This is a genomic window from Paraburkholderia sediminicola (genome assembly GCF_902859805.1).
Taxonomy (GTDB): Bacteria; Pseudomonadota; Gammaproteobacteria; order Burkholderiales; family Burkholderiaceae; genus Paraburkholderia; species Paraburkholderia sediminicola.
Window position 1 is genome coordinate 307,076 of record NZ_CADIKC010000005.1, and the last position, 25,301, is coordinate 332,376.

A 25,301-nucleotide genomic window follows, 5' to 3' on the forward strand; every position below is an offset into this window, starting at 1 on the left:
ATGCCGCGCCGTATGTTTGCCGCCCCGCTCATTCAAAGAACGTTCCCGATGTCCAATCCGTCCGCTACATCCTCACGCATGAGCGCGCCTGAAATGCGCGCGACCGTGTCGCTCGCCGCCATCTTCGCGCTGCGCATGCTCGGTCTCTTCATGATCATGCCGGTGTTCTCGATCTACGCGAAGACCATCCCCGGCGGCGACAACGTGCTGCTGGTGGGCATCGCGCTTGGTGCGTACGGCGTGACGCAGTCGATGCTGTACATCTTCTATGGCTGGATCTCCGACAAGATCGGCCGCAAACCGGTCATTGCGACCGGTCTCCTGATTTTCGCGCTTGGCAGCTTTGTCGCGGCGGGCGCGCACGACATGACGTGGATCATTGTCGGGCGGGTGATTCAGGGCATGGGCGCGGTGTCGTCCGCGGTGATCGCGTTTATCGCCGACCTGACCTCCGAAGAGCATCGCACCAAGGCGATGGCGATGGTCGGCGGCAGTATTGGCGTTTCGTTCGCGGTGGCGATTGTCGGTGCGCCGATCGTGTTCCAGTGGGTCGGCATGAGCGGTTTGTTCACGCTGGTCGGCATCTTCTCGATTCTGGCGATCGGTCTGGTGCTTTGGGTCGTTCCGGATGCGCCCAAACCCGTTCACGTGCGCGCGCCTTTCGCCGAGGTGCTGCATAACGTCGAACTGCTGCGCCTGAATTTTGGCGTGCTCGTGCTGCATGCCACGCAAACCGCGTTGTTCCTGGTTGTGCCGCGCATTCTCGAAGCTGGCGGCCTGCCGGTCGCTTCGCATTGGAAGGTTTATTTGCCGGTGATGGGCCTCTCTTTCGTGATGATGGTCCCGGCGATCATCGCCGCGGAAAAGCGCGGAAAAATGAAAATCGTGCTGCTTTCCGCGATCGGTCTTATCCTGATCGGACAGTTGTTGTTGGGCGTCGCACCGCATACGATTCTGACTGTGGCAGCGATCCTCTTTGTCTACTTTTTGGGCTTCAATATTCTTGAAGCGTCGCAGCCTTCGCTAGTGTCGAAACTGGCGCCGGGAACCCGCAAGGGCGCGGCGGCGGGCGTGTACAACACCACGCAGTCGATCGGTCTTGCGCTGGGTGGGGTGGTCGGCGGGTGGCTGCTTAAAGTGGACGGTCAGAGCGCGGTCTTTTTCACTTGCTCGGGGCTCGTCTTTTGCTGGCTTATAATCGCGGCAAATATGAAACAGCCGCCGCGCAAGGCGTAAGAGCGCCTCCAACCCAGGCGCTTTGCGCCAGGCCCCCGAGGGGGCAAGGAAACTTGGGACGGCCCGGCGTTTCTTGACAGAACTCACCCGGTGGCGGGCAGAGGCGCAGTTCTGGTCTCCGGCCTGCCGGCCATGAGACGCGAACCGCGCGTTGCCGCGCCGCCCGTAACAGAATCAACAGGAGAAACTCATGGCATCCGTGAACAAGGTCATTCTCGTCGGCAATCTCGGAGCCGATCCGGAAGTCCGTTATCTTCCGAGCGGCGACGCACTGGCGAACATCCGCCTTGCGACAACGGACCGGTACAAGGACAAGACGTCCGGCGAAATGAAGGAAGCAACCGAATGGCACCGTGTGGTGTTCTTCGGCCGGCTTGCTGAAATCGTGAACGAATATCTGAAGAAGGGTTCGTCGGTGTACCTGGAAGGGCGCATCCGCACCCGCAAGTGGCAGGCTCAGGACGGCACCGACCGTTACTCGACCGAAATCGTTGCCGAGCAGATGCAAATGCTGGGCGGCCGTGGCGGTTCGACGGGCGGCGGCGGTGGTGGTGACGAAGGTGGTTACAGCCGCGGTGAGCCGTCGGAGCGTAGCGGCGGCGGTGGTGGCCGTGCGGTCTCGGGCGGCGGCGCTTCGCGTGGTGGCAGCGGTGGCGGCGGTGGTGGTTCGAGCCGTCCTAGTGCGCCGGCTGGTGGTGGGTTTGATGAAATGGATGACGATATTCCGTTCTAAACGGAACATGACGCACTGATGTAAAGACGGCTCCGGGTTCTCTCGGGGCCATTTTTTATGGTGCTTTGATCCGATAACCGGAACATCCGGTGTTGGTAAAAAATCGGCCCCAGGTCATCAATGGGGCGCTCATTTGTGCCCCCACTCGATTGGCGATATCCGCCTTGAGCTGGGTGCCTGTAGTCTTCGCAACGCCTGCTTCCGGTAGGACTCGCCCGGATGGCATTTGGCACCCATCCCCGCAACTTCAGAATATCTGGGTCCACGCCAGCGCCGTCGTGGACGGCACCAAGCCGGCGACTGCATTGTGGTGCCCGAACAGCTGTACCCCACGCCACACCTGGTTTTGAGTCGCCACAATACGGACCCTCGCCGTAAACGTGGCAAGACCCGTACCGCAAGTGGACAAATAAACTCGCGCCGATACCGCACCCCCAGCCATGCAGCCATGCACCGTGGCGAGAAAAACAGATTCATTGATATCCACCGTGCCGGAAGCCGCATTCCCGATTTCGGTGTCGTTGCCATGCGCCACGACAATGATTGTCGAGCCGTTGGGAATATTGAGGCCGCCCTGGCTCACCTGCGCCCATGAATATCGGGTGACCGCATTCCCCCAGGCAGGATCAAGCTGCGTTTGACGAATATCGGCATCGGTAGACATTTCGAGTACGTACACCATGATTGCGCACCTCACTGTCGAACTAAGTGTTTGTCGGAACAACCTGAGTCTTCGCGAGACTCGAGGTCATCCTAGGTCCGCATACAATCGAAAACGATAGGCCAAACGTCGTGGATGGAGGCACGTGTCTTTTGGGACAACGCGGACTGAGATCTGCTTCACGTATTGAGCGTTTCACCGAAGTACATCGGCATCTCCCGGACGGAAAAAGTACGTGTTGCACGCACGCTGCGGGGATCACGCCGCCGCCAAAGTCAAAAAATCGTCACCGCCTGAGGTGCTCCAGCGCATCTCTCATCGGCACACTGGAAACGACAATCGGCCCAGTGAACGGCGTATCCAGATCGACGATCACGTAGATAGCGGAAGCAATAGAAACTGCTCCAAGCGAAATCATGACCAGTGCCAATGCATTGCGCGGCGCAATCAATCCGAAGCTGAGAAAAATCACGCACAACCAGAACGTCAACGTCATCAAAAAAGGCATGGAAATTGAGCTGTGCGCTTCCTCGATAATCTTCCATCGGGCGTCCACCGTCCGCCGATATTGCGTCAAGGCGTCATCGAGCGCGCGCTGCTGTAGTGGATCGTGCGCTCGCAGTTGTCGTAGCTGCCTGCCCACCGCGGTCAGCATATCGCCGAGCCGCACGTTCTCCAGCTTCTGCGTGTCGTCCTGTGTTCCGATGTTCCTCGGATAGTCACCGGCGGGAGGCGGCTCGCCTGGCCATGTCGACGCAATCGCCGCTGCGGTGTACGCGCGCAGCAGGTTACGGGCCTCATCGGTGTCGCTGCCATATTCCCGCAGGGTCGTGTCGAACTCGATCAGGTCCGCTGCATAGGTGCGTAAATCATTCGACTCGGTATCGAAACTGGATTTCGCGGACGCCGTCATCAACCCGAGCACCAAAGCGGCAAACGTCACCAGCATGCCGATAACCAGCTGGATGAGTTGCACGGTTTCGTGCGCCTTGTGCTCCTCTGGCAGCAAGGGGCGCACCCACACGCCAAAGCCGGTTCCGACAAGCAATAAAGCGAAAACCAGCAGGGCCGAGCCTATTTCTGACATAGAAATGCTCCGGAGACACGCGCCTCGTCACTTTCTACCAACCGCCGCCTGCCGACCACCCGGGTAGTCCCGCAAATGCCACTGCTCAAATGGCGGCCAACTTCCGCTCGTATGTTGATGTATCGCAAACGTATGCGCCATCAACCATAAAGTTTTCTGTAATCCCGCCGTAGACCATCTATGTGGCGTTCGCTTAAATTTTGATCAAAGGTTGCGGACCTGGCCGTATGGGCTTGGGCGCAGCACGCGTGGCCGAGGCTAGTTTTCTGAACATTCGGTCAGGCAGCCCAATGGAGACCAGCCCGATGCTGAAAAATCTGTCGATTCGAACCTGCCTTACCCTGATGATCGTGTTCTTCGGCGTGGTGCTGCTGTTCGGCGCCGCCGCCGGACTGCTGTCGTTGCGTTCGAGCAACGCGTCGCTGCAGCAGATGTACACCGTGGACACGCCCGCAGTCGCCGACCTCGAAGGTAGCGCTGGACAACTGCTGCGCCTGCGTCTGGCGCTGGCGACGTACGCATCGTTGGTCGACCTGAACGATCAGGACGGCGCGAACGCGGTGCTCAAGCGCTTTGATCAGTATCAGAAAGCATCGAATGATCGTCTGGCCCATTATGTGAGCCGTGCGAGCACGGATGCTGACGAACAGCGCCTGATCAAGGACATGCAGGACAAGCGCGATACCTTCCTGCACGACGGTGTCGAGCCGGCACTGGCCGCGCTGAAGTCCGGCGACAAGACCGCATTCGAGCAGTTGCAGGCGCACAAGCTGCCGTCGCTCTATAGCGCGTACGAGAAGGCCATGCTCACGCTCGAGCAATTGCAACTCGATCACGGCGCACAGCGTTATCAGGATGCACAGGATCTGTTCTACGCGATCTGCATTACGGTCGCGATCGGTATGGGGCTATCGCTGCTGGGCGCCTTGATCGGACGGGCGGTGATGGTGCGGGCGATTGTTAGCCCGGTCGACGCGACCATCGCGCAGTTTCAGCGGATTGCCAATGGCGATCTGACCGGCCAGATCGACGTGACGAGCAATAACGAAATGGGCCGTCTCGCAGCGGCGTTGCGCAAGATGCAGGACTCGCTGATCGAGACGGTGAACGCTGTGCGTCACGGCACGGAATCGATCGATACGGGCGTAAGCGAGATTGCAGCCGGTAATACCGATCTGTCGCAACGTACCGAGGAGCAGGCCGCATCGCTCGAAGAAACGGCGGCCAGCATCGAGGAGCTGACCTCGACAGTCAAGCAGACCGCGGACAACGCGAAGCAGGCGAGTTCGCTGGCGCAGGGTGCGTCGAGTCTTGCTGCGCAGGGGGGCGATCTGACGGAGCAGGTGGTGGGCACGATGCATGGCATCGTCGACGACTCGCGGCGGATTGCCGACATTGTCGGTGTGATCGAAGGGATTGCTTTCCAGACCAATATTCTCGCGTTGAACGCGGCGGTTGAGGCGGCGCGTGCGGGCGAGCAGGGCCGTGGGTTTGCGGTGGTGGCGAGCGAAGTGCGGTCGTTGGCACAGCGAAGCGCCGCGGCGGCCAAGGAGATCAAGGGATTGATCGATGCGTCGACGGCGCGGGTGCAGGCAGGGTCGCAGTTGGTCGAGCGCTCGGGGTCGACGATGACCGAGATTGTCGGCGCGATTTCTCGTGTGAGCTCGATCATGGGTGAGATCGCGGCGGCTGCGCTTGAGCAGAGTACCGGGATCGATCAGGTGAATCTGGCTGTTGCGCAGATGGATGAGGTGACGCAGCAGAATGCAGCGCTGGTTGAGCAGGCTGCCGCGGCGGCTGGTTCGCTGGAGGATCAGGCTCGCAAGTTGACTTCGGCGGTGGCTGTGTTTCAGACGGGGGGCGGGGATTCTTCTCTTGCAGGTCGGCGAGGTGGGGCAGCGGCTGCGCAGCGGAAGGTTAATGCGGGTGAGTTTGTAGCGGCTTGATGCGGCGGACCCTTCGCGGTTAAGCGCCGCGAAGGCTAAACCAGGCCCAAACGGTCACTGCATAGCGGCGTAATACTTAGCCACGCTATCAATCTCCGCCGAGGTCATCTGCCGGGCCACATTCCGCATCTGCTCATTAATATCGTTATGCCGGGCACCGGAAGCAAACGCCCGCATCTGCGCAGCGAGATAAATGGACGACTGCCCCCCAAGCCAGGGCGCAGCCCCTTTACGATCCAACTGTCCATGACAGGCAGCACAAGGCGCAATATTCCGCTGCGGATCACCCTGCATGGCAAGCCTCACGGCATTCGCATCCAGTCCAGCGCCTGTAGGCGGAACCTCCGCCGCCGGCGCGCGAGACAGCGAAGCATAATAAGCCGCCAGATCATGCAAATCCTGATCGCTGCGCGCCGCAATGATCGGTTGCATCACCGCGTTCTGCCGCACACCGTTCTGATAGTCGCGCAACTCTTTATAGACCACGTCGGCATACTGTCCGGCCAACGCGGGCGCCGTCACCTGCACCGTGCCCAGCACGCCATGGCACATCGAGCAATTCTGCGTCGCGATCGTCGCGCCGCGGCCAATCGAATTCGCGTCGGCGCGCGCCCGCCGCAACGGCGGCAAGACCACCACCTCGCTCGGCGCCGGCCCGGCAATATTAGCGCCGCCGTACCAACTCGACGGCGCTCCTGCGGCGCTGCAAATCGTCGCCCATAAGCCGCGCTCGCTGAATCCGCCATTCGCCGATGGCAACCAGATGAAGCCGATCAATATTCCCACCACAGCAATCGCAACCGTGCCGCCCAGGCTCACCGTGAACCATGGGTTGCGCAAGCTGAAGACGCGTTCCTGACTCATCGCTGTGCTCCAACAACAACTGCCGGCACCGACGTCTGCGGCAATCTGAGCAACTGAAAGATCGGCACGCTGTAGTTGACGACCGTCAGCCCGATCATCAACGCCACCCACAAGCCGAAACTATTGAGCGCGGCAGGCACGTGCTCCACCGGCTGTGCTGCGCTCGCGAAACGGAAACTCTGTTGCTGTACCTCCGGCCCGAATTGCGACTTCGCGAGGATGTAGATGAACAGCACGCCGGATACCACCAGGATCAGTCCGCCCACTGCCGACATCCCCACCCAGAACGCCTGCGATTCCATCCCCGGCATGTTGTAGTCGTAATAGGCCATGCGGCGCGGCGCACCGAGCAAGCCGACGTAATGCCACGGCAGCGTCACCACCATCATGCCGACGAACCACAGCCACAGTTGCGTACGCACCAGTTTCACCGACGCAATCGCGCGGCCGGTCAGTTGCGGCCACAGTTCGTACGCGATCGCGAAGTACATGATGACGATCGCGCCGCCGAAAATCAGATGGAAGTGTCCGGTCACCCACTGCGTGTTGTGCACCGTCGAATTCAACTGGTAGCTCATGTTGATCAGGCCGCCCGCACCGCCAAGGCCTAGCATCACGAACGAAAACGCGATCACCAGCATCATCGGGTTCTGCCACGGCAAAGCGGTCAGCCAGCCGAACGCGCCCTTGCCACCGCGCAGCCTGCCGGCGATTTCCACCGAAGCGCAGATGGTGAACACCGTCAGCAGCGTCGGCACCGACACCATGCCGGTGAACACCGCATGCAGGAACTTGAAGCCCGAGCCGACTTGCGGATCGGCGAACAGGTGATGAATGCCGATCGGCATCGCGAACACGAGGAACAGGATGAACGACACGCGCGCCATCGAATCGCTATAGAGCCGTCCGCCGATCGCACGCGGCACCAGCGTGTAGTACGCGATGTAAGCCGGGATCAACCAGAAGTAGACGATCGCATGCAGCGTCCACGAGAACAGGATGCGTGAGAGGCCGGCATCGATTGTGTTGGTGAGACCGAAAGCCACCGGCAATATCTGGAGCAGAATTTCGAGCGCCGCGCCGACCGCGGTCCAGGCCCACAGATACGCACCCGCGACGTTGGCGAACATCGCGAGCGGTATCGGCTTGCCGGGATTCGCGCGCTTCCAGATGCGCAGATTCACGTGCATCAGCGCGACCCAGATCCACGAGCCGACCACTACCAGCACCACGCCAAGATAATAGAACGGACTGCCGATCATCGGCGGATAGAAGGTGTAGAGCACTGAAGCTTTGCCGAGCGCGACCGGCACCATCGCCATCACTGCGCCCACCGCGAGCATGATGAACGCGGCCCATGCCCATTTCAGACCGACGAGCCGCTGTGCAAGTGCGAGTTCGACGATCGCGTAACCGAAGCCCATCGAAACGAGCGTGGGCAGCACGTATGCCATCACTGAGCCATGCGCGGTCACCGATCGATAGTAGAGCTCGGGGTCGCCGACCCAGGGCAGCAGCGGGCTGCGTACCAGCATCTGCCACGCGCCGAGCAGCAGCGCGATCAGAAACGCGATGAAGGCCAGCCAGAAATGCGCGAGAACGAGTCGCTTAGCGTGAAACACAGCTGAGCCTCCGTGATTGTCGGGCTTGCTCGAAGAACGTGGCTTTGTCGACGACCTTGACGTGCGCCCACATGGTCTGGTGGCCGAAGCCGCAGAACTCGTGACACGGCATGGTGTGATCGGCGGGTTTGTCGAAGCGCGTATTCAGCGTGGCGACATAGCCGGGCACGACCATCGTGTTGATGTTGGTGTCGGTCACGAGCAGCCCGTGCACGACATCGGCGCTGGTGGTGCGGATCGTGATCGGCGTGTCGGCGGGCACCAGCAGACATTGCGGCGTGAACGAATACTGCTGCGCGACGAAACGCACGACCACCGAGCCATCCGGCTCGACGGCGCTGCCGAGGTTGTCTTCGACGAATTCGCCCGACAGTTGCAGGCGCGAGGGATCGATCGTCTCGACCCGCGACGGCGGCATCATCGCCCAATGCAGCCCCGAGAACACGATGACGACGAGCATCAGAACGATCAGCGCCGTAGCGAAAATCGCCCAGCGGCGCTCGGCGCGCAAGGCGACTTCGTGACCGCTGCCCGGTTGGTGATTGGAGTCAGTCGACATAGTCAGTGGATGACGCCGCGCGGCAGAAAGACAAGAAAGTAGAAGCCGAACCAGATCGCCATGACGATCAGCGTGGCAACGCCGGCCACGGCGATCGCGCCATGCGGGCCGGCCGCGACGACGCGTTCTACTTCTTCATCCGTAGGTGGGGCTGCGCTGCGGGTATCGTTCGCTTCCATCTGGAGATTCTCCGGTGCAGCGGTTCAGGTTCAGTGCAGCGGCGCTTTGCGCAATTCGTTGACCTCGCGCGACGTCACCGGCTGGCCGTGGTTGCCCCACGCAGTGCGGATATACGTGACGACGGCGGCAGCATCGGTGTCGTTCAATTCCTGGCCGAACGGCGGCATGCCGTACGGCTCGGGATTGCGCGCGGTGCCGGGCGGGAAACCGCCATTGAGCACGATGCGGATCGGGTTGACCGCGGAGTCCATTTCAATCGACTGGTTGCGTGCGAGCGGCGGGTAGTGTTGCAACTGGCCCTCGCCGCTTGCGCCGTGACACAGGGCGCATTTGTCGGCGTAGATTTTTTCTCCGAGCGCGAAGACGTTGGTGTTGGTCGGTGCGGACGGGCCCGATTTGCGCCCGCGATTGTCCGGTAAGGTCTTGAGATAGACCGCCATCGCCTTGACGTCATCTTCCGTCATGTACTGAAGGCTGTGATAGGTGACTTCGGCCATTGGTCCGTACACTGCGCCGCGATCGGAAATGCCCGCTTGCAGCAGATCGACGATGTCCTTGATGCTCCAGTCGCCGAGACCACCGTCTTTATCGGATGTGAGCGAAGGCGCGTACCAGTTCTGCACCGGAATCAGACCGCCCGCGAACTGCTCGCTTTGCGACGAGCCGCCGAGCATGTTGATCTTGGTGTGGCACATCGTGCAGTGCCCGAGCCCGTCGACGAGGTACGCGCCGCGATTCCATTCGACCGACTTGGTCGGGTCCGGTTGGAACTCGCCTTCACGGAAATACAACGTGCGCCAGCCGTACAGCAGCTTGCGCTGGTTGAACGGGAAGCGCAGCGTGTGCTTGTGATTCGGCTCGCGTACCGGCGCCACGGATTTCAGGTACGCGAAGATCGCGTTCGAGTCTTCACGTGTGACCTTGGTGTACTGGGCAATCGGCATCGCAGGGTAGAGCAGGGTGCCGTCTGGCGTGCGACCGGTGCGCATCATCTTGAAGAACGCTTCCCCGCTCCATGTGCCGATGCCGTACTGCGCGTCCGGTGTGATGTTCGGCGAATACAGCGTGCCGAACGGCGTATCCATTGCGAGGCCGCCGGCGAACAGCTTGCCGCGCGGTGCGGTATGGCAGGCGACGCAGTCGCCGGCGCGCGCCAGATACTCGCCGCGTTTGACGATGTCGGGACGGGTGTCGGTTTTGTCGGCAGTGGCCGTTGCGGTCGTGGCGGCTGGTACGGCTTCAGCCGCGCTCGCTTCAGCGATCAGCAACACACGCGGTGTGCTGAAACGCGCGGCGCCACCGCCGACGATCAAGCCGGCAACCAGCAAGCTGAATACAGCGATGCGACGGCGCTTCGTCATGGCATGCGCAACAGGGTGGCTCGAGCGGAAGATCGTCTTCATTGCGGTTGGCTCCCGCATGCGAGAGGCAGCCGCTCAGCGGACGCCGGCGCGGGCCGAGGATCGGCAGGGCGCGGCTGGCGCGCGAGCCAGCTCGATACCGCGGTGATGTCCTTGTCGGTCAGCTTGACGGCGATCGAATGCATACAGTCCGGCGCAAGCGCGTGACGTGTGCCTGAGCGCCACGTGCCCATCTGCCCGGCGACGTAGCTCGCATGCAGGCCAAGCAGCCCCGGAATGCCAGGCTGCGTACCCGTCATGCGTGCTCCGTGACACGCGATGCACGCCGGAATCTTGCGCGCCGGATCGCCTTGCGTGACGAGCCGCTGTCCGGCAGCGAGCACAGCCGGTGCGACGTCGGTGTGATCGGAATTGGGGTAGGGCGGTTGCAGCTCCGCGAAGTACTGGCTGATCTTGCGCAGATAGTCGTCGGGCAGGAAGGCGAGCAGATAGCCCATTGGCGGATAAGTACGGCCGCCGTCACGAAACGCGCTCAACTGATTGAACAGGTAGTCGGCCGGTTTGCCCGCGATACGCGGGAAGTAATCGTTGTTCAGGCCTTGGCCTTGCACGCCATGACACGAGGTGCAGGCGCGCACGCGCTCGTCCATGGCCGAGGGCATGGTGGCTGACGCGTCGGTGGCTGCGAACGCCGCGCCGCGCCACATGACGTAAAGCACCACCAGAATCGAAAATCCGATTGATCTACGATGCACGCCAGGCCTCGCGGGGGGAACGGTTATTTTTGCTATTTATTTCTCACGCATTCGCTCGTGAATTCACTCATCGGATTCGATGAACGATGCATGACAAGCCTGCCAATTCTTTTTCATAACGACTGCATGAACAGCAAATCGAAACGGACTTATTAAGGAGGCACAGTATTGAAGCGATGCGGCAATGCAACTTCTTTATGAAGCGACAATCTGCCTGAGTGCGCCAATGGGTGGCGGCTTTCGGGCTGCAGTAATAACGCTTGATGCGTCTCGCAGACGTGTAGCAGGTTGCAGGAATTTATCCGGTGCGTCAATAAAATTTGCTAAGCCAATCGGCGATGCATTTGATCAGCATAGGCGTCGATTAGAGCGCCTTCAATATTTATTCTGTGTCTGGTTCAAGTGCGCACTGCATCGCCGAATGCGATTGATGCGCTGCGTTTATGTCATGTTCCTTGAGCCGCAGCGCGTGGGTCAATGCGGAGCGCGTCAACTGAAGAGATGCATCAAGGCCGTGCGTGCATTGCTGACGCGTTCGCTTTCGCCGACTCGCCCCGGCAACAGATGAAACTCGACAGCGGGCAATGCGGGCAACCCGACGCTCGGGGGACACGCCACCAGGCCCCCGCCGATCGACGATTCGTTCAGGCAGGAAATGCCCAGCCCGGCCTTCAGCGCGAGTTGCAACCCAGCCACCCCTGAGGCCGAATGCGACACCAGATACGGCACCTTGTGCTCATCGAGAAGCTTCACGACAAAGCGCTGCAACTGACAACTCGACGGCAGCAACACCAATGAATAAGGCGTGGCCGGCCGTGGACTGGCATCGGCTGCGCAGACCCATAGCAGTTTCTCACGCCGCACCACGGTGCTTTGCGCGCCGCCGCGCCGGTTGCTGGAGCGTGTGCTTGCGGTGACGAGCCGCAACGAAAGGCCAATGTCGTACGACGCATCGTCGCCGGCGCTGCTATCGATCACGGCGCTCGGCTGCACGGTGACATGCAGTTTCAGCCGCGGATGCTGTTCCGAGAACGTCTTGAGAATGCGCGCGATGTCGAGCGGACGGTAGTAGTCCGTGATGGCGATGCGCAGTTCTCCGTCGAGCGAGCGGCCTTGCAGGTCCTCGAACGCCGCCTCGCTCATGGCGATGATGCGGCGCGCGTGATCAAGCAGGCGGCTGCCGGCCGGCGTGGCGGTCACGCCCTGCTTGCTACGCACGAAGAGCGGCTGCCCGGCGCGCTCCTCGAGTTTCTTCAGCTGCTCGCTCACTGACGACTGCGACAGGAACACGCGCTCGGCGCCCGCTGAAACGCTGCCCGATTCGGCGACGGCGACGAAGGTGCGCAGTTGCGTCAGGTCAAATCCGCGTTGGCTCATGATTCGGTATATCCGATGGAAGTCATCTGATTTTCCGGCTTTTCCGATGGTTTGCCCAGCCGTAGGATACCTCCAATTCATTCATTGCGGAGGCTGTCATGGGAAACGATTCGATTGCAGTCGTACGGGTGCCGGGCGAACGTACCGCGAGCCATCGGTGGAAGGTGCTGGGCGTCGGCTTTGCGGCGAACGCGAGTTTTTCGGCCGCTTTCTCGGGGATTCCGACTACGGCCGTGTTTTTGCGGTCGGGTTATCACCTCGGCAATGACGGGCTCGGACTGGTGCTCGGCATGCTCGGATTGGGCATCGCGGTCAGCGAATTACCATGGGGCCTCCTGACCGACCGTTGGGGCGATCGCCGCGTGCTGTTGCTCGGACTTCTTTCGACTGCCGCGGCGCTGGCCGCGCTGGCACTGTTCGTGGTGCCGTCCGGCGGACATGTGCCGGGCATGGCGACGCTCGCACTCGGCCTGCTGCTCGTCGGCCTGCTTGGGGGCAGCGTCAACGGGTCGAGTGGCCGTGCGGTGATGGCCTGGTTTCGTGAAGGTGAGCGCGGCCTCGCGATGAGCATTCGGCAGACCGCGGTGCCGGCCGGCGGAGGCCTGGGTGCGCTGATCTTGCCGGCGCTTGCCTCGAGATTCGGCTTTGCCAGCGCGTACACCGTGCTGGCGCTTGCGTGCGCGATTACCGCTGTGTTCGCATGGTGGTGGTTGCACGAGCCTTCGCACGCCGAAGGGAACAGTGTGGGTACGGCTCGCAACGCTGCGGTTGCGGGGACAGGAGCAGGCGTGGTGCCGGCGAAGGTCTCGCCGCTGCACGACATCGGCATCTGGCGCGTGGCGCTCGGCGCCGGCGCGTTGTGCGTGCCGCAGATTGCCATCGTGACATTCGGGACCGTCTTCCTGCACGACTTCGGCCGCGCCGGCGTGCTGGCGATCAGTTTGACGATGGCGGCCGTGCAAACGGGCGCTGCGATTGCGCGGGTCTGGAGCGGTGCGTGGACCGACCGGCGCGGCAATCGACGCGCTTACATGCGCGCCTGCAGTGTGCTGACCGCGGTGCTGTTCGCATCGCTTGCGCTGGTGACAGGTCTCGCCGGGATGCATCATACGGCGATGACGGCAGTGGTCGCGCTGATGATCGTGCTGGGCGGCATAAGCGCATCCGCATGGCACGGCGTTGCTTTCACGGAACTCGCGACCCTCGCGGGGACGAGCCGTGCAGGCACCGCACTCGCGATGGGCAATACCTGCGTCTTTCTCACGTTGTTCCTGACACCGCTCGCGATTCCGCAGCTGTTGTCGGTGGGTTCGTGGCCGATGGTGTGGGCGGTAGCGAGCGTGTGCGCCTTGATTGCGCTGCCGGTATTCCCTCGCGTAGCTCGCGTTAGCAAGCTGACGGTGGCACGCGTGTGTGATGCCACGTGATCGGGTAACGAGGTTCGGTGGCGTCGCGCTGCCGGTCACATCGTAGTTTTCCACGCGACGAGAGCGGCGGCGCCCTCGTCGCTACATTGCGTTTCAGAAGGAAACAAACAGAGACGGCAAAACTCTCGCTTATTCGGTTTGCATAATTGCGCATTCCTGCTTTGATGATTCCGCAATGGACTATCAAATTGTTGGCGGGTTTCAGAGCGCTCCGATTTTCTCCAGTTTGTAGCAGTGGTTTTATGGCCGCCCCTGGTGTGGCATCCAACGCCACTGAGCCATTAGAGCACGCATGAAGCGAGCGGTATTTCCCCATACGTTCGCTGAGCATGCCTACAACAGCAGAGACAAATCATGACCAATATTCGAGTCATTCTTGCGGACGATCATCCGTTCGTTTTGCTTGGCGTTCGAGCCGCGCTGGAAATGCACGCCGGCGTCGACGTTGTCGGCGAAGCGACTACGCCCACTTCTTTGATCATCCTGTTGGAGAGCACGCCGTGCGATGTGCTCGTCACCGATCTGACGATGCCGGAAGCATCCGGCATGGTCGAAGAAGGTCTGGATCTTGTCAGGCGAATCCGATCCACGTGGCCATTGTTGCGCATCGTCGTGATGACGGCTCTGACGAACACGGCGATTCTGCGCGCCATCGTGTCAGATGGCGTAGTCAGCGTGCTCAGCAAAATGGAAGCATTGGACGAGCTGTGGCAAGCGATCGAGGTGAGCAGGAAGGGTGAGGTATATGTCGGTCGTTCCGTCAGCGAGGCGCTTGCATTGCCTCGGGACGACACGAGCGAGATGTCACCTGCACCGCGATTGTCCTCGAGACAGGTAGAAGTCTTAAAAATGTTAATACGTGGCCAATCGATCTCCGAGATCGCCGCGGCGCTCGGATGCCATCGACGCACTATCAGTCGTCAGAAACGCGAAGCAATGGCTAAACTCGGCGTGACCAACTATCCCGGTCTCTTTGCTTATATTCGTGCACATGGTATTTGTGAAATTTGAATCGCATATCTAATCAAACTGTATAGCGAGGTCATTGAGGATTTAAGAGCGATCTTATGTCTATCGGCCAGGATCTGATTAATGATTGTGGCACGGCCAGTTGCTCCGGAGAGAGCGGCAGGGAATCCAGGTACGGGGGAGAAAAAGACGATGAACGATAAGGTTGAACCAAGTACACCTGTGCGTACCATCATCGCGGACGATCATCCACTGGTTCTGTTAGCGATCGAAAATCTGATGATGGGCTATCCGAATATGCAACTCGTCGGCCGTGCTGCCGACGCCACAGAACTGTTCAGAGAAGTCGATCGTATTCCATGCGACCTCGTTTTCATGGACCTCTACATGCCGGGGGGCTTATGCGGCGACGGACTGGAGGCCGTCAGGCAGTTCAAGGTACGTTATCCCAAAGTCGCACTCATAGTGCTCACCATGGAAACTCAAGCGGCCGCATTGAGAAAGGTCATCGCGCTCGGTGTCGATGGGCTGATCAGCAAACGTGACCGGATCGATCTGCTTCACGTGGCAGCTGTCACGGCGCTGGCTCGGGAGTGCTACCTTGGGCCGGCGGTGCGGGCGCTGATTGCAGATGCAACGGTCGCGCAGCGGCTCGACTTTGTCCGGCAAATGTTGTCGCGCCGCGAACTGGAAGTGTTCACACAGTACGCTGCAGGGCTTGGTGTAACTGAGATCGCCTCGCGCTTCGGGCGAAGCGTCAAGACCATCAGCGCTCAGAAATGTACTGCGATGCGCAAGCTGAATCTGCATTGCGATGCGGAGTTGTTCCGCTTCGCTGTCGAGCACGGCGTGATAACTGAAGATTGCCTGAAAAACCGGCGCTAGGCCGACGAGACGTCATGCCGGTCCGATGGCATGGCGAACAGAAGATGTACTTGGCACATCCCGGGGATGCACATCGCGTGCAGGGAGTGCAAGTCGATAAGACAACAAAAAATGACACAAAAGATCCGCGTCATCGTGGCCGACGATCACGATTGTGTTCGTCTTGGCGTGATGCGTCTGCTGCAAGCGGCGCCCCACATCGAGATAGTCGGCGAGGCGCCTGATACCCAAACGCTGGCCGAATTACTCGACGCCCACGCGTGCGACGTCGTCGTATCGGATATCGGCATGCCAGGCATTGACGGTGCCAGCAACGTCGTGTCTTTCCTGCGCCGCCTGTTCCGAGCCCGGCCGCCTCCCTGTGTCGTCGTGTTGACGATGATCTGCCATGCGCAGCTGCTGTCAGGCTTATTGCACCTCGGCGTGACCGGAATCGTCGACAAGCGAGATACCGCCGCGGCGTTGATCGAGGCGATCGAGGCAGCGGTTAGCGGCCGTGTTTATCTGTCTGATCAGGCGCGTGTCGCGATAGACGCATCCGATGCGCCGCCGCAGCCGCGCGCGGGCGTACTAAGCGCGCGCGAATGGGAGGTCTTTCAGCTTTATGTCCAAGGTCTGGCCGTCCACGAAATCGCAACACGTCTGCAGCGCAGCGGCAAGACCATCAGTACGCAAAAGCGTAGCGCGATGCGCAAGCTCGGTCTCGAGACAGAAAACGACCTCATTGGGTACGCGAGACAGATCGGGTTGGCCTGACGCTCATGTGAGAGAACTGACCCTCGACCCTCAATATTTCTTAAGAATTTAGGAGTCTTCTGATTGGGTCAGTGACGTTGCCGCTTCATAGTTCTGAATTAGCTGAGGCTCAAATTCCAACGCCCGCTAGGTGAAAGCAATCATTTCACCTGGCGGGGCAGTGACGGGCCTGGAAAAATCAGGCAGATGTTTAACGGCTGGCGTGCTGCGCCATCTGCCGCTCGCAAAAAACTGGGAGGCGGAATGGTAGCGTTAGGCAAGCGGTTGTTGGTCGAGGGAGTCGGGACAGCCTGGGTCGTGTTCATCGGCTGCGGCAGCATTGTATTGAACGCCGGAGCGGTCCAGCAAGGTTACGGCGTGCTCGAGGTATCCGTTGCATTCGGTCTTGCGCTCGTCACGGCCACCTACGCATTCGGCGCCATCTCCGGCGCGCACTTCAACCCGGCCGTCACAATCGGCTTCACGGTCGCGCAACGTTTGCCGGTTCGGGATCTGATGCCCTACATTGCCGCCCAGCTGCTCGGGGCCATCGCAGCCGCGGCGCTGCTCGCGTACGTGGCAAGCGGCCGCCCCGGCTTCGAACTGACCGCGAGCGAGTTCGCTGCGAACGGTTTTGGCGATCATTCTCCGGCCGACTATCAACTTCATTCTGCGCTGGTCGTCGAGTTGGCACTGTCGTTCGCTTTCGTCATGGCGTGCCTGATGGTGGCCGGCCGGCGAAGGTTGAGGCCGATCGCGCCGCTGGTCGCCGGTGCGTCTCTGATGGTCGTGTACATGGTGTCGATCTCGGTTACTAACGGCTCGATCAATCCCGCTCGCTCTACCGGGCAGGCGCTGTTCGTCGGCGACTGGGCACTCGACCAGCTTTGGCTGTTCTGGGCGGCACCTTTGCTGGGTGGCGTCGCGGCCGGTGCGCTGTTTTCCTTTCTCCAGGGCAAGTCCGGCCGGCATACTGTGTCGCTCGCCCACGGGCGAGGCGAAGTCGCGTGAGCGCCGCCTGGTTTCATTTCATTGCGCTCGCTATGAAACGCCGGCGCGGCATCGCGGTGCGGCGGATGGTCCGACGTGTATCGCAGTGCCTGCTTGTCGTGTTCGCCTTTGCCGTGGCGCAGATGCAGCCAGCGACAGCCCAGCCTTTTGCCGGTCTATCGCATCCTTCGGTGGGCAGTGCCTTTCCTGCCAAGTTGATCGTCGGCGTTCTGGCCAACGGGTGGATGCCTTTCGACGGGCTTCAGGATGGTCAGCTAACCGGTTTGAGCGCCGACTATCTGCGTGCGCTTGTCGGGCCGAACGTAGTCATCGAGTCCAAGACGTTTCCAGACATGCCGCAACTCTTGGCAGCGGCATGCGCAGGCCACGTCGACCTGGTCATGAGCCTCGCTCGTACACCCGAGCGGGAACACTGCCTCAGGTTCACTACGCCGTACTTGCGTGCATCCGCATCGGTGGCGGTCCGCCGCGACGGGGACCCGTATGCGAGTGCCGGGCAGCTTGCCGGGGCTCGCCTCGCAATAGAGAAGGGCTTTGCGCTGGAACGCTCGTTGCGCGAGCGCTTTCCGCGCGCCCAGCTCGAAACTTTCGCGAGCACGCAGGCGGCGCTCCAGGCTGTCGCGCAAGGCGATGCCGATGCTTATCTCGGTTTTACGCCGGCGGTTCAGTACGCGCTGGCCACTGAGGAATTCCGCGGATTGCGCATCGCTTTCGAGGAAAGCCGCAGAATCGCCGACCTGCGCTTTGCGGTGCCGCGCAACCGGGCCGAATTGCGCGACCAGTTCGACCGCGCGCTCGCGTCAATGAATCCGGGTGACGATACGGCGATTCGCGTGCGCTGGCTATCCGGCAGCTTCGACGCGCAAGCTGCGTCCGCTGCGCGACGTCTCGTGCTGACACGGCAAGAGCAGGCCTGGCTCCGTTCGCTGCCACCGTTGCAGGTGGGTTTCGATAACGGCTGGCCGCCTTTCAGCTATGTCGACGAGTCCGGCCATCCTGCCGGCATTGCGGCCGACTATCTGGACTATCTCAGCCGCACGTTGGGGGTTGTGTTTAACCGCGCTAACACGGCCGACTGGCCTGCGACCATCGGAGCGTTCCAACGCGGCGATCTGGCGATTCTAGCCACCTCCTTCCGCAACGATCCACGTCTGAAAAACGCGCAGCACACCCGTGCATACGAAACCTATCCGCTCGTAATTGTGGGACGTGAAGACGAACCCGCCGCTCGCGCGCTCAACGATTTCGCATCGCGGCGCATTGTGGTCTCGTCGCATACCGCCGGCACGATTCCGCTCGCGCTCGACAAAATTCCAGCCGCCAACATCACTGTCGCGCCCAGTCTAGACGACGCGCTCAAGATGGTCGAGAACGGCCAGGCAGACGTACTGGTTGGCAATCCGGCCGCCGTCGATGTCCTGCTCAAGCAACGTTACGCCGGTACGCTCAAGATTCTCGGCACGGTCGGCGAATCCGACGCGCTTGGCTTCTCGGTACGCCCTGATCTCGGTCCGCTCGCGGGTTTGATCGACCGCGCGTTGCTGGCTATGCCGCCGGTCGAGAAGCAGCGCATCCGGCAGAAGTGGGTGACCGGCAGCACGGGAGAGCAAGGAACATGGAGCGTTACTGCGGTGCGCCTTCTGCCGCTGCTGATCGGCATCGGTCTCGTATTGCTGGTTACGTTGCGTGCATATCTGCTGCTGCAACGCGAAGTCAGGCTGCGCAAACAGACTGAACGCGACCTGGCGCTTCAGTTGAACTTTCAGGAAACCTTGATGGAGATGGTTCCCTATCCGCTCGTCGCTAAAGATCTGGATGGGCGCTACATTGCGATCAACCGGGCGTATGAGGAGGCGTGTGGTTTGCGCCGCGAGGCGGTGATCGGACGCATGGCCGTGGACGTCCAGGCATGGGGCGAAGCCAACAGTCACGTTCTGGATGACCTCACAAGCAAGATGCTGATAGGCGGCGAACCGGCACAGGCGGAACTCCAGTTTGAACGCGGCACGGGCGACCTACGGCACGGCCTGTTCTGGACACGGATTTGTCGCAGCAGCGATGGTAAGCCGAGTTGTGTGCTCGGAACGATGGTCGACATTACTGATATCCGGCGTGCTGAAATGCTCGCGCGCGAAACCGAGCGGCGCCTTTTCGACGTCACTCGCTCGTTGCCGGCCGTCGTATTTCAACTGCGTCGCACCGCAGATGGCGCTTATTCGCTTCCGTATATCGGCGGCGATACGCGACATCTGCTGGGTGGCGACCACGCCTCGTTGATGAGCCGCGACGAGATCGATTTCGGACGCGTGTGCGAAGAAGATCGACCTTTCGTGTTAACCGAGCTGGAGCGATCGGCGCGTTGCGAAACGCCGGTGAATATGGAGTTTCGTTTCGATGTCGAGCGTGAACTCAAGTGGGCTCGCGCGGAACTGGTACCGCGCCGCGAGAAGGATGGCAGCGTTGTGTGGAGCGGCTATTGGGTGGACGCGAGCGTAGAGCACGCGCGGTCCGCGGAGCTTGCACGAGCGCGCGACGTGGCCGAAGCCGCCTCACGCGCAAAAGATGACTTCGTCGCGATGATGAGTCATGAAATCCGTACGCCGATGAACGGCGTGCTCGGCCTCGTCGAAGTGCTGGAACTCACGCCGCTCAATGCGGATCAGGGGGAAATGATGAGCATGATCCACGAGTCGGCTGGTGCGCTGCTGCAGATTCTGGATGACCTTCTCGATTATTCGAAGATCGAAGCAGGTCGGCTGACTATCGAAGCAGAACCCCTCGACATGCGCGAGTTGGTCGATAACGCCGTCGGTTTGCTCGCTGGCCGCGCCCATGAAAAGGGCTTGAAGGTGCGCGTGGATATCGCGCCCGAAGTTGCCGCCACGCTACGTGGTGACAGCGTGCGACTGCGGCAAATTCTGTTCAATCTGCTGGGCAATGCCATCAAGTTTACGCCGGAAGGCGAGGTCGACGTGCAGGTTGAAGTCGTCGATCAGACTAGCCACGCTCAGGTGCTCGAGATGAGCGTCAAGGACACGGGCATCGGCATTACGCAGGAAGCGCAGGTGCGGCTGTTCGAGCCGTTTGTGCAGGCGGAATCGTCTACTACCCGCCGCTTCGGCGGCACCGGCCTGGGTCTGACGATCTGCCGCAAGCTGATCGACTTAATGACCGGTACGCTTGAATTGCATAGCGAACCTGGGGTCGGTACGCGTATGACGGTGCGTCTCACCATGCCAGTGGAATCGCAGCGCTATTCCGTGAGCGGTTTGCGCGGCAAACGCGGTATTGTGGCGACGGGTGATACACGGGTCGGGCAGGGGCTGATGCATTTCGGCCAGGCTCTCGGACTCGAGTTGCGCCACGTGTCGCCTGATGCGGCGGAACTCGGCCATCCAGACGCCCTGGCGGGCGTGGACATGATTTTCGTGAGTGAAGATGTGGTGCTGCCTGCAAGCGTCGAGCCCGGTTCGCGGATCATTTGCCTGACTGAGAAGCCGAAGCCGACCGGCTACCGCATCCTCGACAACAACGTGCGTGTCAGTATCAACCCGATCTCGTGGCGAGGCCTCGGCGCGGCGTGCGCCGCGGCGATGACGGGGCTGCCTTCGGTGGCGCCGCGTTCTGCCGGCATGCCGCGCATGACTGAAGGCGTGAACGTGCCGCCAGACCGTGAACGGGCAATTGCCAGCGGACGGTTGGTCCTGGTTGCGGAAGATCATCCGGTAAATCAGGAGTTGATCCGTCATCAACTGGCGTTGCTCGGTTTTGCCTGCGACATCGCGAACGATGGCGTCGAGGCACTTGCTGCGCTCGAACAAACCAGCTATGGATGCCTCATCACGGATTGCCACATGCCGAACTTGTCCGGCTACGAGTTGGCGCAGCGCATCCGGGAACAGGAGCGTGGCGGTGCGTACCATCTGCCGATCCTGGCTATTACTGCAAACACCGCGCCAGAAGACTTGAAGCTATGTCGCGACGCGGGCATGGACGACTGCCTCGTCAAGCCGACGCGCCTCGCTACGCTGCGCGACTACCTGAGTCGTTGGTTCGGCACTGACAGCCCATGGCAAGCCGCACCCGCTGAAACGGCCAGTGCGCCGCCAGCTTCCGGGCCGGATGCCAGCGGTGGCCCGGAGCCATTCGTCCCTGTCGACCTGAGTCATATGACGCAGTTGTGGGGCAGCGAATCGACTGTCAAGGCATTGCTCGATTCGTTCGTTTCTTCGGTGCGCGAAGACGTGCAGGCGTTGTCGCCGTTACTTGAGCGCGTCGAGGTCGAGCGTTTGCGCCAGTGGCATCATCGCGTGGCAGGGGCGGCAAGCGTATTGCAGTATCCGCCTCTGCTCAACGCATTGGAAGACTACCGCCGGGAGATCACCGTCCAGACGCCGGAACGCTTGCGTAGTGACGGGCTGGTGTTGGCGCGCAAGTGCAATGCGATGCTGGACGGCATCGAGGAGCAGGCTGCATTGCTCGGATGACGCTGCGGTGGAGTGTAGTGCTGTGCAGCGAGGCCGTGGCACCTCGCGTGGGCAATTGCATTGGCGCGCCCTGGCGAGTAAATCGGGGCGGGCGAATCGAGATGGCGAAAAAAAACGCGGCCGAAGCCGCGTTAAAGATTTGGAGACATCCGTCGATGAAGGAGTCACTTCTCGCAAGACAAAGCATAACCGAGCTCACACAAGAAATTCATTGCAAAAAGCGCAATTAACTATTTGAAAATTTCGACGAAAGCGTCGACGGAGCGTTGTTTCGGAAATAGTCGACAGTGAATTCTACAAACGATCGTGTCTTGGCGGGTGCGTGTCGGCGCCCGGGATACACCAGTGACACTTCCTTATCCGCGCCTTTGATTCGATAGGTCGGCAGCACCTGCACGAGCGCGCCGTTTATCAGGTCTGCAGAAACATGATTCTCCGGGAGAACAGTTATGCCCATGTCGGCAAGCGCTGCCTGACGCAGCATAACCGCATTATTGACCTCGTAATCAGAATCGAGGCTCACGGTTTGCTCGTGCCCGCTCGCGGTGACGAAGGTCCATGCGGAACGGTAAATATCGGCGGACAGCGCAAGGAACCGATGGGCGTTAAGTTCCGCGGGTGCAGCCGGCGTGCCATTGGCGCCAATATAGGCAGGCGATGCCACGACAACTGCGCGCACTTTGTACAGTGGGCGCTTGATCAACGTGCCGGTGCTGACCTGTCCAGGTACGACGATGCCGGCATCGAAACCTTCTTCGATGAGATTCACCGGCCGATGAAGCAATGTGACGGATAACCTCACCTTTGGATGATGTGTTCGATACCGCTGCAACAGCGGTGTCAGTCCAAACAATGAAAACGATGCGGCGGCGACGAGTTTCAGCGTTCCGGATGGATCGGTTGCGCTTCGCGTTACGCCGGACTCCATCACTTCAATCTGTTCGAGAACCCGACGACAGCCCTCGGCGTATGCCTGCCCCGCTTCGGTCAGTGAAAGGCTGCGCGTGGTCCGATTGACAAGCCGCGTGCTGAGATGTGATTCGAGTAATGCGATGTAGCGGGTAACGACTGCATTGGACAACCCCAGACTCGCGGCGGCTCGACCGAATGAACCGTTCTCGGCGACCTTCAGGAAGATACGTATGGCCTGCAACTGATTCATTATGGTTTTTCGATTGAGCGGGGAGAAGTGTGCTTCTGAACCGGCCAGCATCGATATGCTGTGCGGCAGAGTCCTAGTGGGAGGATGCTAGGAGCGACGGGGGCTTTGGGGAATAGGACTGATCTGAAACGTCTCAACGCCATCTCTTTAGTGATTGTGGTTCAAAGGCAACGTTTTTATTAGATAAGCATACCGAAATATAAAACGAGATAAGGATATCTCCTTGAACATCAACGGGATGTGCAAGACGTATCTGCGGTTCTTGAATAATTCAAAAACAGTTTTGTCAGGTTGTGCGTGGCCTCCATGAAAGTCGCAGACCTACACTTTGCACCGAAGATGAAACAGACATCACGGTATGAGTGGTGGGTGCGATGCAATGCAAATCGGCCTGCATTCGCGCTGTGCGTTTAATCGAGTCATCAGACTCAGTATCCTTGGATCAATATGAAAAAAATTATGATTCTCGCGGCTGTCTCCGCGACTTTCGCGAGTGCGGCACATGCTCAAAGCAGCGTGACGCTCTATGGTTTGATCGACGCGGGTCTGACTTACGTAAGCAATGAGGCCAACCGGAATTCGCAGGTTTCGTCGGATGGTGTTACGAGCGGTCATGCGATGGTCGGGTTGACGGGCGGCAATGTGCAAGCCAGCCGCTGGGGCCTGCGTGGTGTGGAAGATCTAGGCGGCGGGATGAAGGCGATCTTCACCCTTGAAAGCGGTTTTAACGTGGCCAACGGCAAGCAGTCCGTCGCGAATACGCTGTTCAATCGCCAGGCGTTTGTCGGCGTGAGCAGCAACCAGTTCGGCACCGTTACGTTCGGCCGTCAGTACGACTCCGTTGTCGACTATCTTGGCCCAGTGTCGGCGGCCGGTACTTGGGGGGGCACGTATTTCGCACATCGCGGCGATAACGATAACCTCAATAACACGTTCAGCATCAACAACTCGGTTAAATACCAGAGCGCAAACTACGGCGGTTTCTCGTTCAGCGGTCTGTATGGCTTCTCTAACCAGGCAGGCGGTTTCGCCAACAACCGTGCGTATAGCGTTGGCGCCGGTTATCAGAATGGCGGTTTGCAAGTGGGCGCTGCCTACCTGCAACTCCAGGGGTTGGATGCCGACAACAACAATGGGGCCGTTCAAGGCCTCCCGGCTTCCACCGTCGCAGCGTTGCCGGGTATTCAGAACCAACGCACCTGGGGTGTCGGTGGCAGCTATACGTTCGGACCGGCGGTCGTCGGCGGTGTATTTACGCAGAGCCGCCTCCAGGACCGTATCGGGAACGCATCCGTACGCTACAACAACTATGAACTCAGTGCGCGCTATAACTTGACTCCGGCGTTGGGATTGGGGGCGGCCTATACCTATACGCAGGCGCTCCGCGCCACGCCGGGCACGACGAGCACGAACACCGGCGCGGGTCACTGGAACCAGTTCGGCCTGCAGGCTGATTTCTCGTTGTCGAAGCGCACGGATGTTTACGTGGAAGGCGTGCTTCAGACTGGCGCCCAGAATCAAACCGGCGTAAACGTCACGCAGGTCAACGGCACGGACGCGCCGTCGGCCAGCAAGAACCAGTATGTCTTGACGTCGGGTATTCGTCACCGGTTCTAAAGCTTTACTGTGCGGAGAGAAAGGCACCGCTTGCGGTGCTTTTCTCGTTGGCGCACACGTGGCGAAGGTGGCCTTGTCATATGGCCCCAGACGCAGACGGGTTCGACGGATTTGCACTAGTATGTGGTGGCTCTGCGCGTGACCGAAATGTCGGTGCGGCGGTGCATCAAAGTCCGGAGAAGACCATGATTGCGCTTCGAAAACTGAATTTTGCTGTGGTGTTGTGGGCGTTGGCATCGGGTGTTGCCTTTGCGGATACGGTGGCGTTGAAGGCCGATCTCGAACCGTCGAGCGAAGTGCCGCCGCGTGTGAGTCACGGGCACGGCATGTTGAACGCCACGTTCGATACGTCGACCAAGTCCCTGCAATGGACCGTCACCTATGAAGGGTTGAGTGGTCCGGCAACCGCCGCACACTTCCACGGCCCCGCACCTGTCGGGCAGAACGCCAAGGTCCAGGTGCCGATTGGAAAGGACGCGCTGGCGAGCCCGATCAAAGGATCGGCGGCGCTCACCGAACAGCAGGTGACAGACCTGATGGCAGGGCAGTGGTACTTCAACGTCCATACTGAGCAGAATCCGACGGGCGAGATTCGCGGGCAGGTTTTGCCGGCGAACTAGGCAAGAG

General features: G+C 60.4%; 21 protein-coding genes. 11 read left to right on the plus strand and 10 right to left on the minus strand.

The window, feature by feature from the left end:
* The first annotated feature begins 48 nt into the window (after positions 1-48).
* The gene (locus tag R8871_RS20095) at positions 49-1,236 is read left to right on the plus strand and encodes an MFS transporter (protein ID WP_175052035.1); all 1,188 of its coding nucleotides are present in this window, start codon (positions 49-51) and stop codon (positions 1,234-1,236) included.
* 190 nt (positions 1,237-1,426) lie between these two features.
* Positions 1,427-1,969: a single-stranded DNA-binding protein gene (locus tag R8871_RS20100; protein WP_175052036.1), complete on the plus strand. Its 543-nt coding sequence runs from the start codon at positions 1,427-1,429 to the stop codon at positions 1,967-1,969.
* Between the two features lie 247 nt (positions 1,970-2,216).
* Here R8871_RS20100 and R8871_RS20105 read toward each other — a convergent pair whose 3' ends face one another.
* Positions 2,217-2,651 (minus strand): hypothetical protein, encoded by a 435-nt coding sequence (locus tag R8871_RS20105; protein WP_175052037.1) that lies wholly within the window; start codon positions 2,649-2,651, stop codon positions 2,217-2,219.
* Between the two features lie 265 nt (positions 2,652-2,916).
* Positions 2,917-3,717: a bestrophin-like domain gene (locus R8871_RS20110; RefSeq protein ID WP_175052038.1), complete on the minus strand. Its 801-nt coding sequence runs from the start codon at positions 3,715-3,717 to the stop codon at positions 2,917-2,919.
* Between the two features lie 305 nt (positions 3,718-4,022).
* Between R8871_RS20110 and R8871_RS20115 the strand changes: the two genes are divergently transcribed.
* Positions 4,023-5,663: a methyl-accepting chemotaxis protein gene (locus R8871_RS20115; RefSeq protein ID WP_175052039.1), complete on the plus strand. Its 1,641-nt coding sequence runs from the start codon at positions 4,023-4,025 to the stop codon at positions 5,661-5,663.
* 54 nt (positions 5,664-5,717) lie between these two features.
* On the opposite strand, the gene R8871_RS20120 is transcribed toward R8871_RS20115, so the two are convergent.
* The 7 genes from R8871_RS20120 to R8871_RS20150 form a co-directional block, all read right to left on the minus strand.
* Positions 5,718-6,527: a c-type cytochrome gene (locus tag R8871_RS20120; RefSeq protein WP_175052040.1), complete on the minus strand. Its 810-nt coding sequence runs from the start codon at positions 6,525-6,527 to the stop codon at positions 5,718-5,720.
* Positions 6,524-8,149 carry a b(o/a)3-type cytochrome-c oxidase subunit 1 gene (locus tag R8871_RS20125; protein WP_175052041.1) on the minus strand — a complete coding sequence of 542 codons (1,626 nt, stop codon included), beginning with the start codon at positions 8,147-8,149 and terminating at the stop codon, positions 6,524-6,526. Before R8871_RS20125 ends, R8871_RS20120 begins: the two co-directional genes overlap by 4 nt.
* On the minus strand, positions 8,136-8,708 hold the full coding sequence (locus R8871_RS20130) for a cupredoxin domain-containing protein (RefSeq protein WP_175052042.1): 573 nt from the start codon (positions 8,706-8,708) through the stop codon (positions 8,136-8,138). The genes R8871_RS20125 and R8871_RS20130 overlap by 14 nt, the downstream gene beginning before the upstream one ends.
* 2 nt (positions 8,709-8,710) lie before the next feature.
* Positions 8,711-8,887 carry a hypothetical protein gene (locus R8871_RS20135; protein ID WP_167378501.1) on the minus strand — a complete coding sequence of 59 codons (177 nt, stop codon included), beginning with the start codon at positions 8,885-8,887 and terminating at the stop codon, positions 8,711-8,713.
* Positions 8,888-8,917: 30 nt separating this feature from the next.
* Positions 8,918-10,291: a c-type cytochrome gene (locus R8871_RS20140; RefSeq protein WP_175052043.1), complete on the minus strand. Its 1,374-nt coding sequence runs from the start codon at positions 10,289-10,291 to the stop codon at positions 8,918-8,920.
* Positions 10,288-11,004 (minus strand): c-type cytochrome, encoded by a 717-nt coding sequence (locus R8871_RS20145; protein WP_175052044.1) that lies wholly within the window; start codon positions 11,002-11,004, stop codon positions 10,288-10,290. Before R8871_RS20145 ends, R8871_RS20140 begins: the two co-directional genes overlap by 4 nt.
* 489 nt (positions 11,005-11,493) lie before the next feature.
* Positions 11,494-12,381: a LysR family transcriptional regulator gene (locus tag R8871_RS20150; protein WP_175052045.1), complete on the minus strand. Its 888-nt coding sequence runs from the start codon at positions 12,379-12,381 to the stop codon at positions 11,494-11,496.
* A 98-nt stretch (positions 12,382-12,479) separates the two neighbouring features.
* On the opposite strand from R8871_RS20150, the gene R8871_RS20155 reads away from it, so the two are divergent.
* The 6 genes from R8871_RS20155 to R8871_RS20180 all read left to right on the plus strand — a co-directional run bounded on the left by R8871_RS20155 (position 12,480) and on the right by R8871_RS20180 (position 21,895).
* Positions 12,480-13,808, plus strand: coding sequence for an MFS transporter (locus R8871_RS20155; RefSeq protein WP_175052046.1), 1,329 nt, complete (start codon positions 12,480-12,482; stop codon positions 13,806-13,808).
* A gap of 354 nt (positions 13,809-14,162) precedes the next feature.
* Entirely contained in the window at positions 14,163-14,819 is a 657-nt protein-coding gene (locus tag R8871_RS20160) for a response regulator transcription factor (RefSeq protein ID WP_175052047.1), read from the plus strand.
* Positions 14,820-14,969: 150 nt separating this feature from the next.
* Entirely contained in the window at positions 14,970-15,662 is a 693-nt protein-coding gene (locus R8871_RS20165) for a response regulator transcription factor (protein WP_175052185.1), read from the plus strand.
* Between the two features lie 111 nt (positions 15,663-15,773).
* Entirely contained in the window at positions 15,774-16,418 is a 645-nt protein-coding gene (locus R8871_RS20170) for a response regulator transcription factor (protein ID WP_175052048.1), read from the plus strand.
* A gap of 243 nt (positions 16,419-16,661) precedes the next feature.
* Complete coding sequence (aqpZ, locus tag R8871_RS20175; protein ID WP_175052049.1) at positions 16,662-17,408, plus strand: aquaporin Z; 747 nt, start codon at positions 16,662-16,664, stop codon at positions 17,406-17,408.
* A gap of 65 nt (positions 17,409-17,473) precedes the next feature.
* Positions 17,474-21,895 (plus strand): ATP-binding protein, encoded by a 4,422-nt coding sequence (locus R8871_RS20180; RefSeq protein ID WP_407673177.1) that lies wholly within the window; start codon positions 17,474-17,476, stop codon positions 21,893-21,895.
* Positions 21,896-22,121: 226 nt separating this feature from the next.
* Here R8871_RS20180 and R8871_RS20185 read toward each other — a convergent pair whose 3' ends face one another.
* Positions 22,122-23,057 (minus strand): LysR family transcriptional regulator, encoded by a 936-nt coding sequence (locus tag R8871_RS20185; protein WP_175052050.1) that lies wholly within the window; start codon positions 23,055-23,057, stop codon positions 22,122-22,124.
* Positions 23,058-23,504: 447 nt separating this feature from the next.
* Between R8871_RS20185 and R8871_RS20190 the strand changes: the two genes are divergently transcribed.
* Together R8871_RS20190 and R8871_RS20195 are read left to right on the plus strand one after the other, a co-directional pair.
* Positions 23,505-24,674 (plus strand): porin, encoded by a 1,170-nt coding sequence (locus R8871_RS20190; RefSeq protein WP_175052051.1) that lies wholly within the window; start codon positions 23,505-23,507, stop codon positions 24,672-24,674.
* Between the two features lie 185 nt (positions 24,675-24,859).
* Positions 24,860-25,294, plus strand: coding sequence for a CHRD domain-containing protein (locus tag R8871_RS20195; RefSeq protein WP_175052052.1), 435 nt, complete (start codon positions 24,860-24,862; stop codon positions 25,292-25,294).
* Positions 25,295-25,301: the final 7 nt, after the last annotated feature.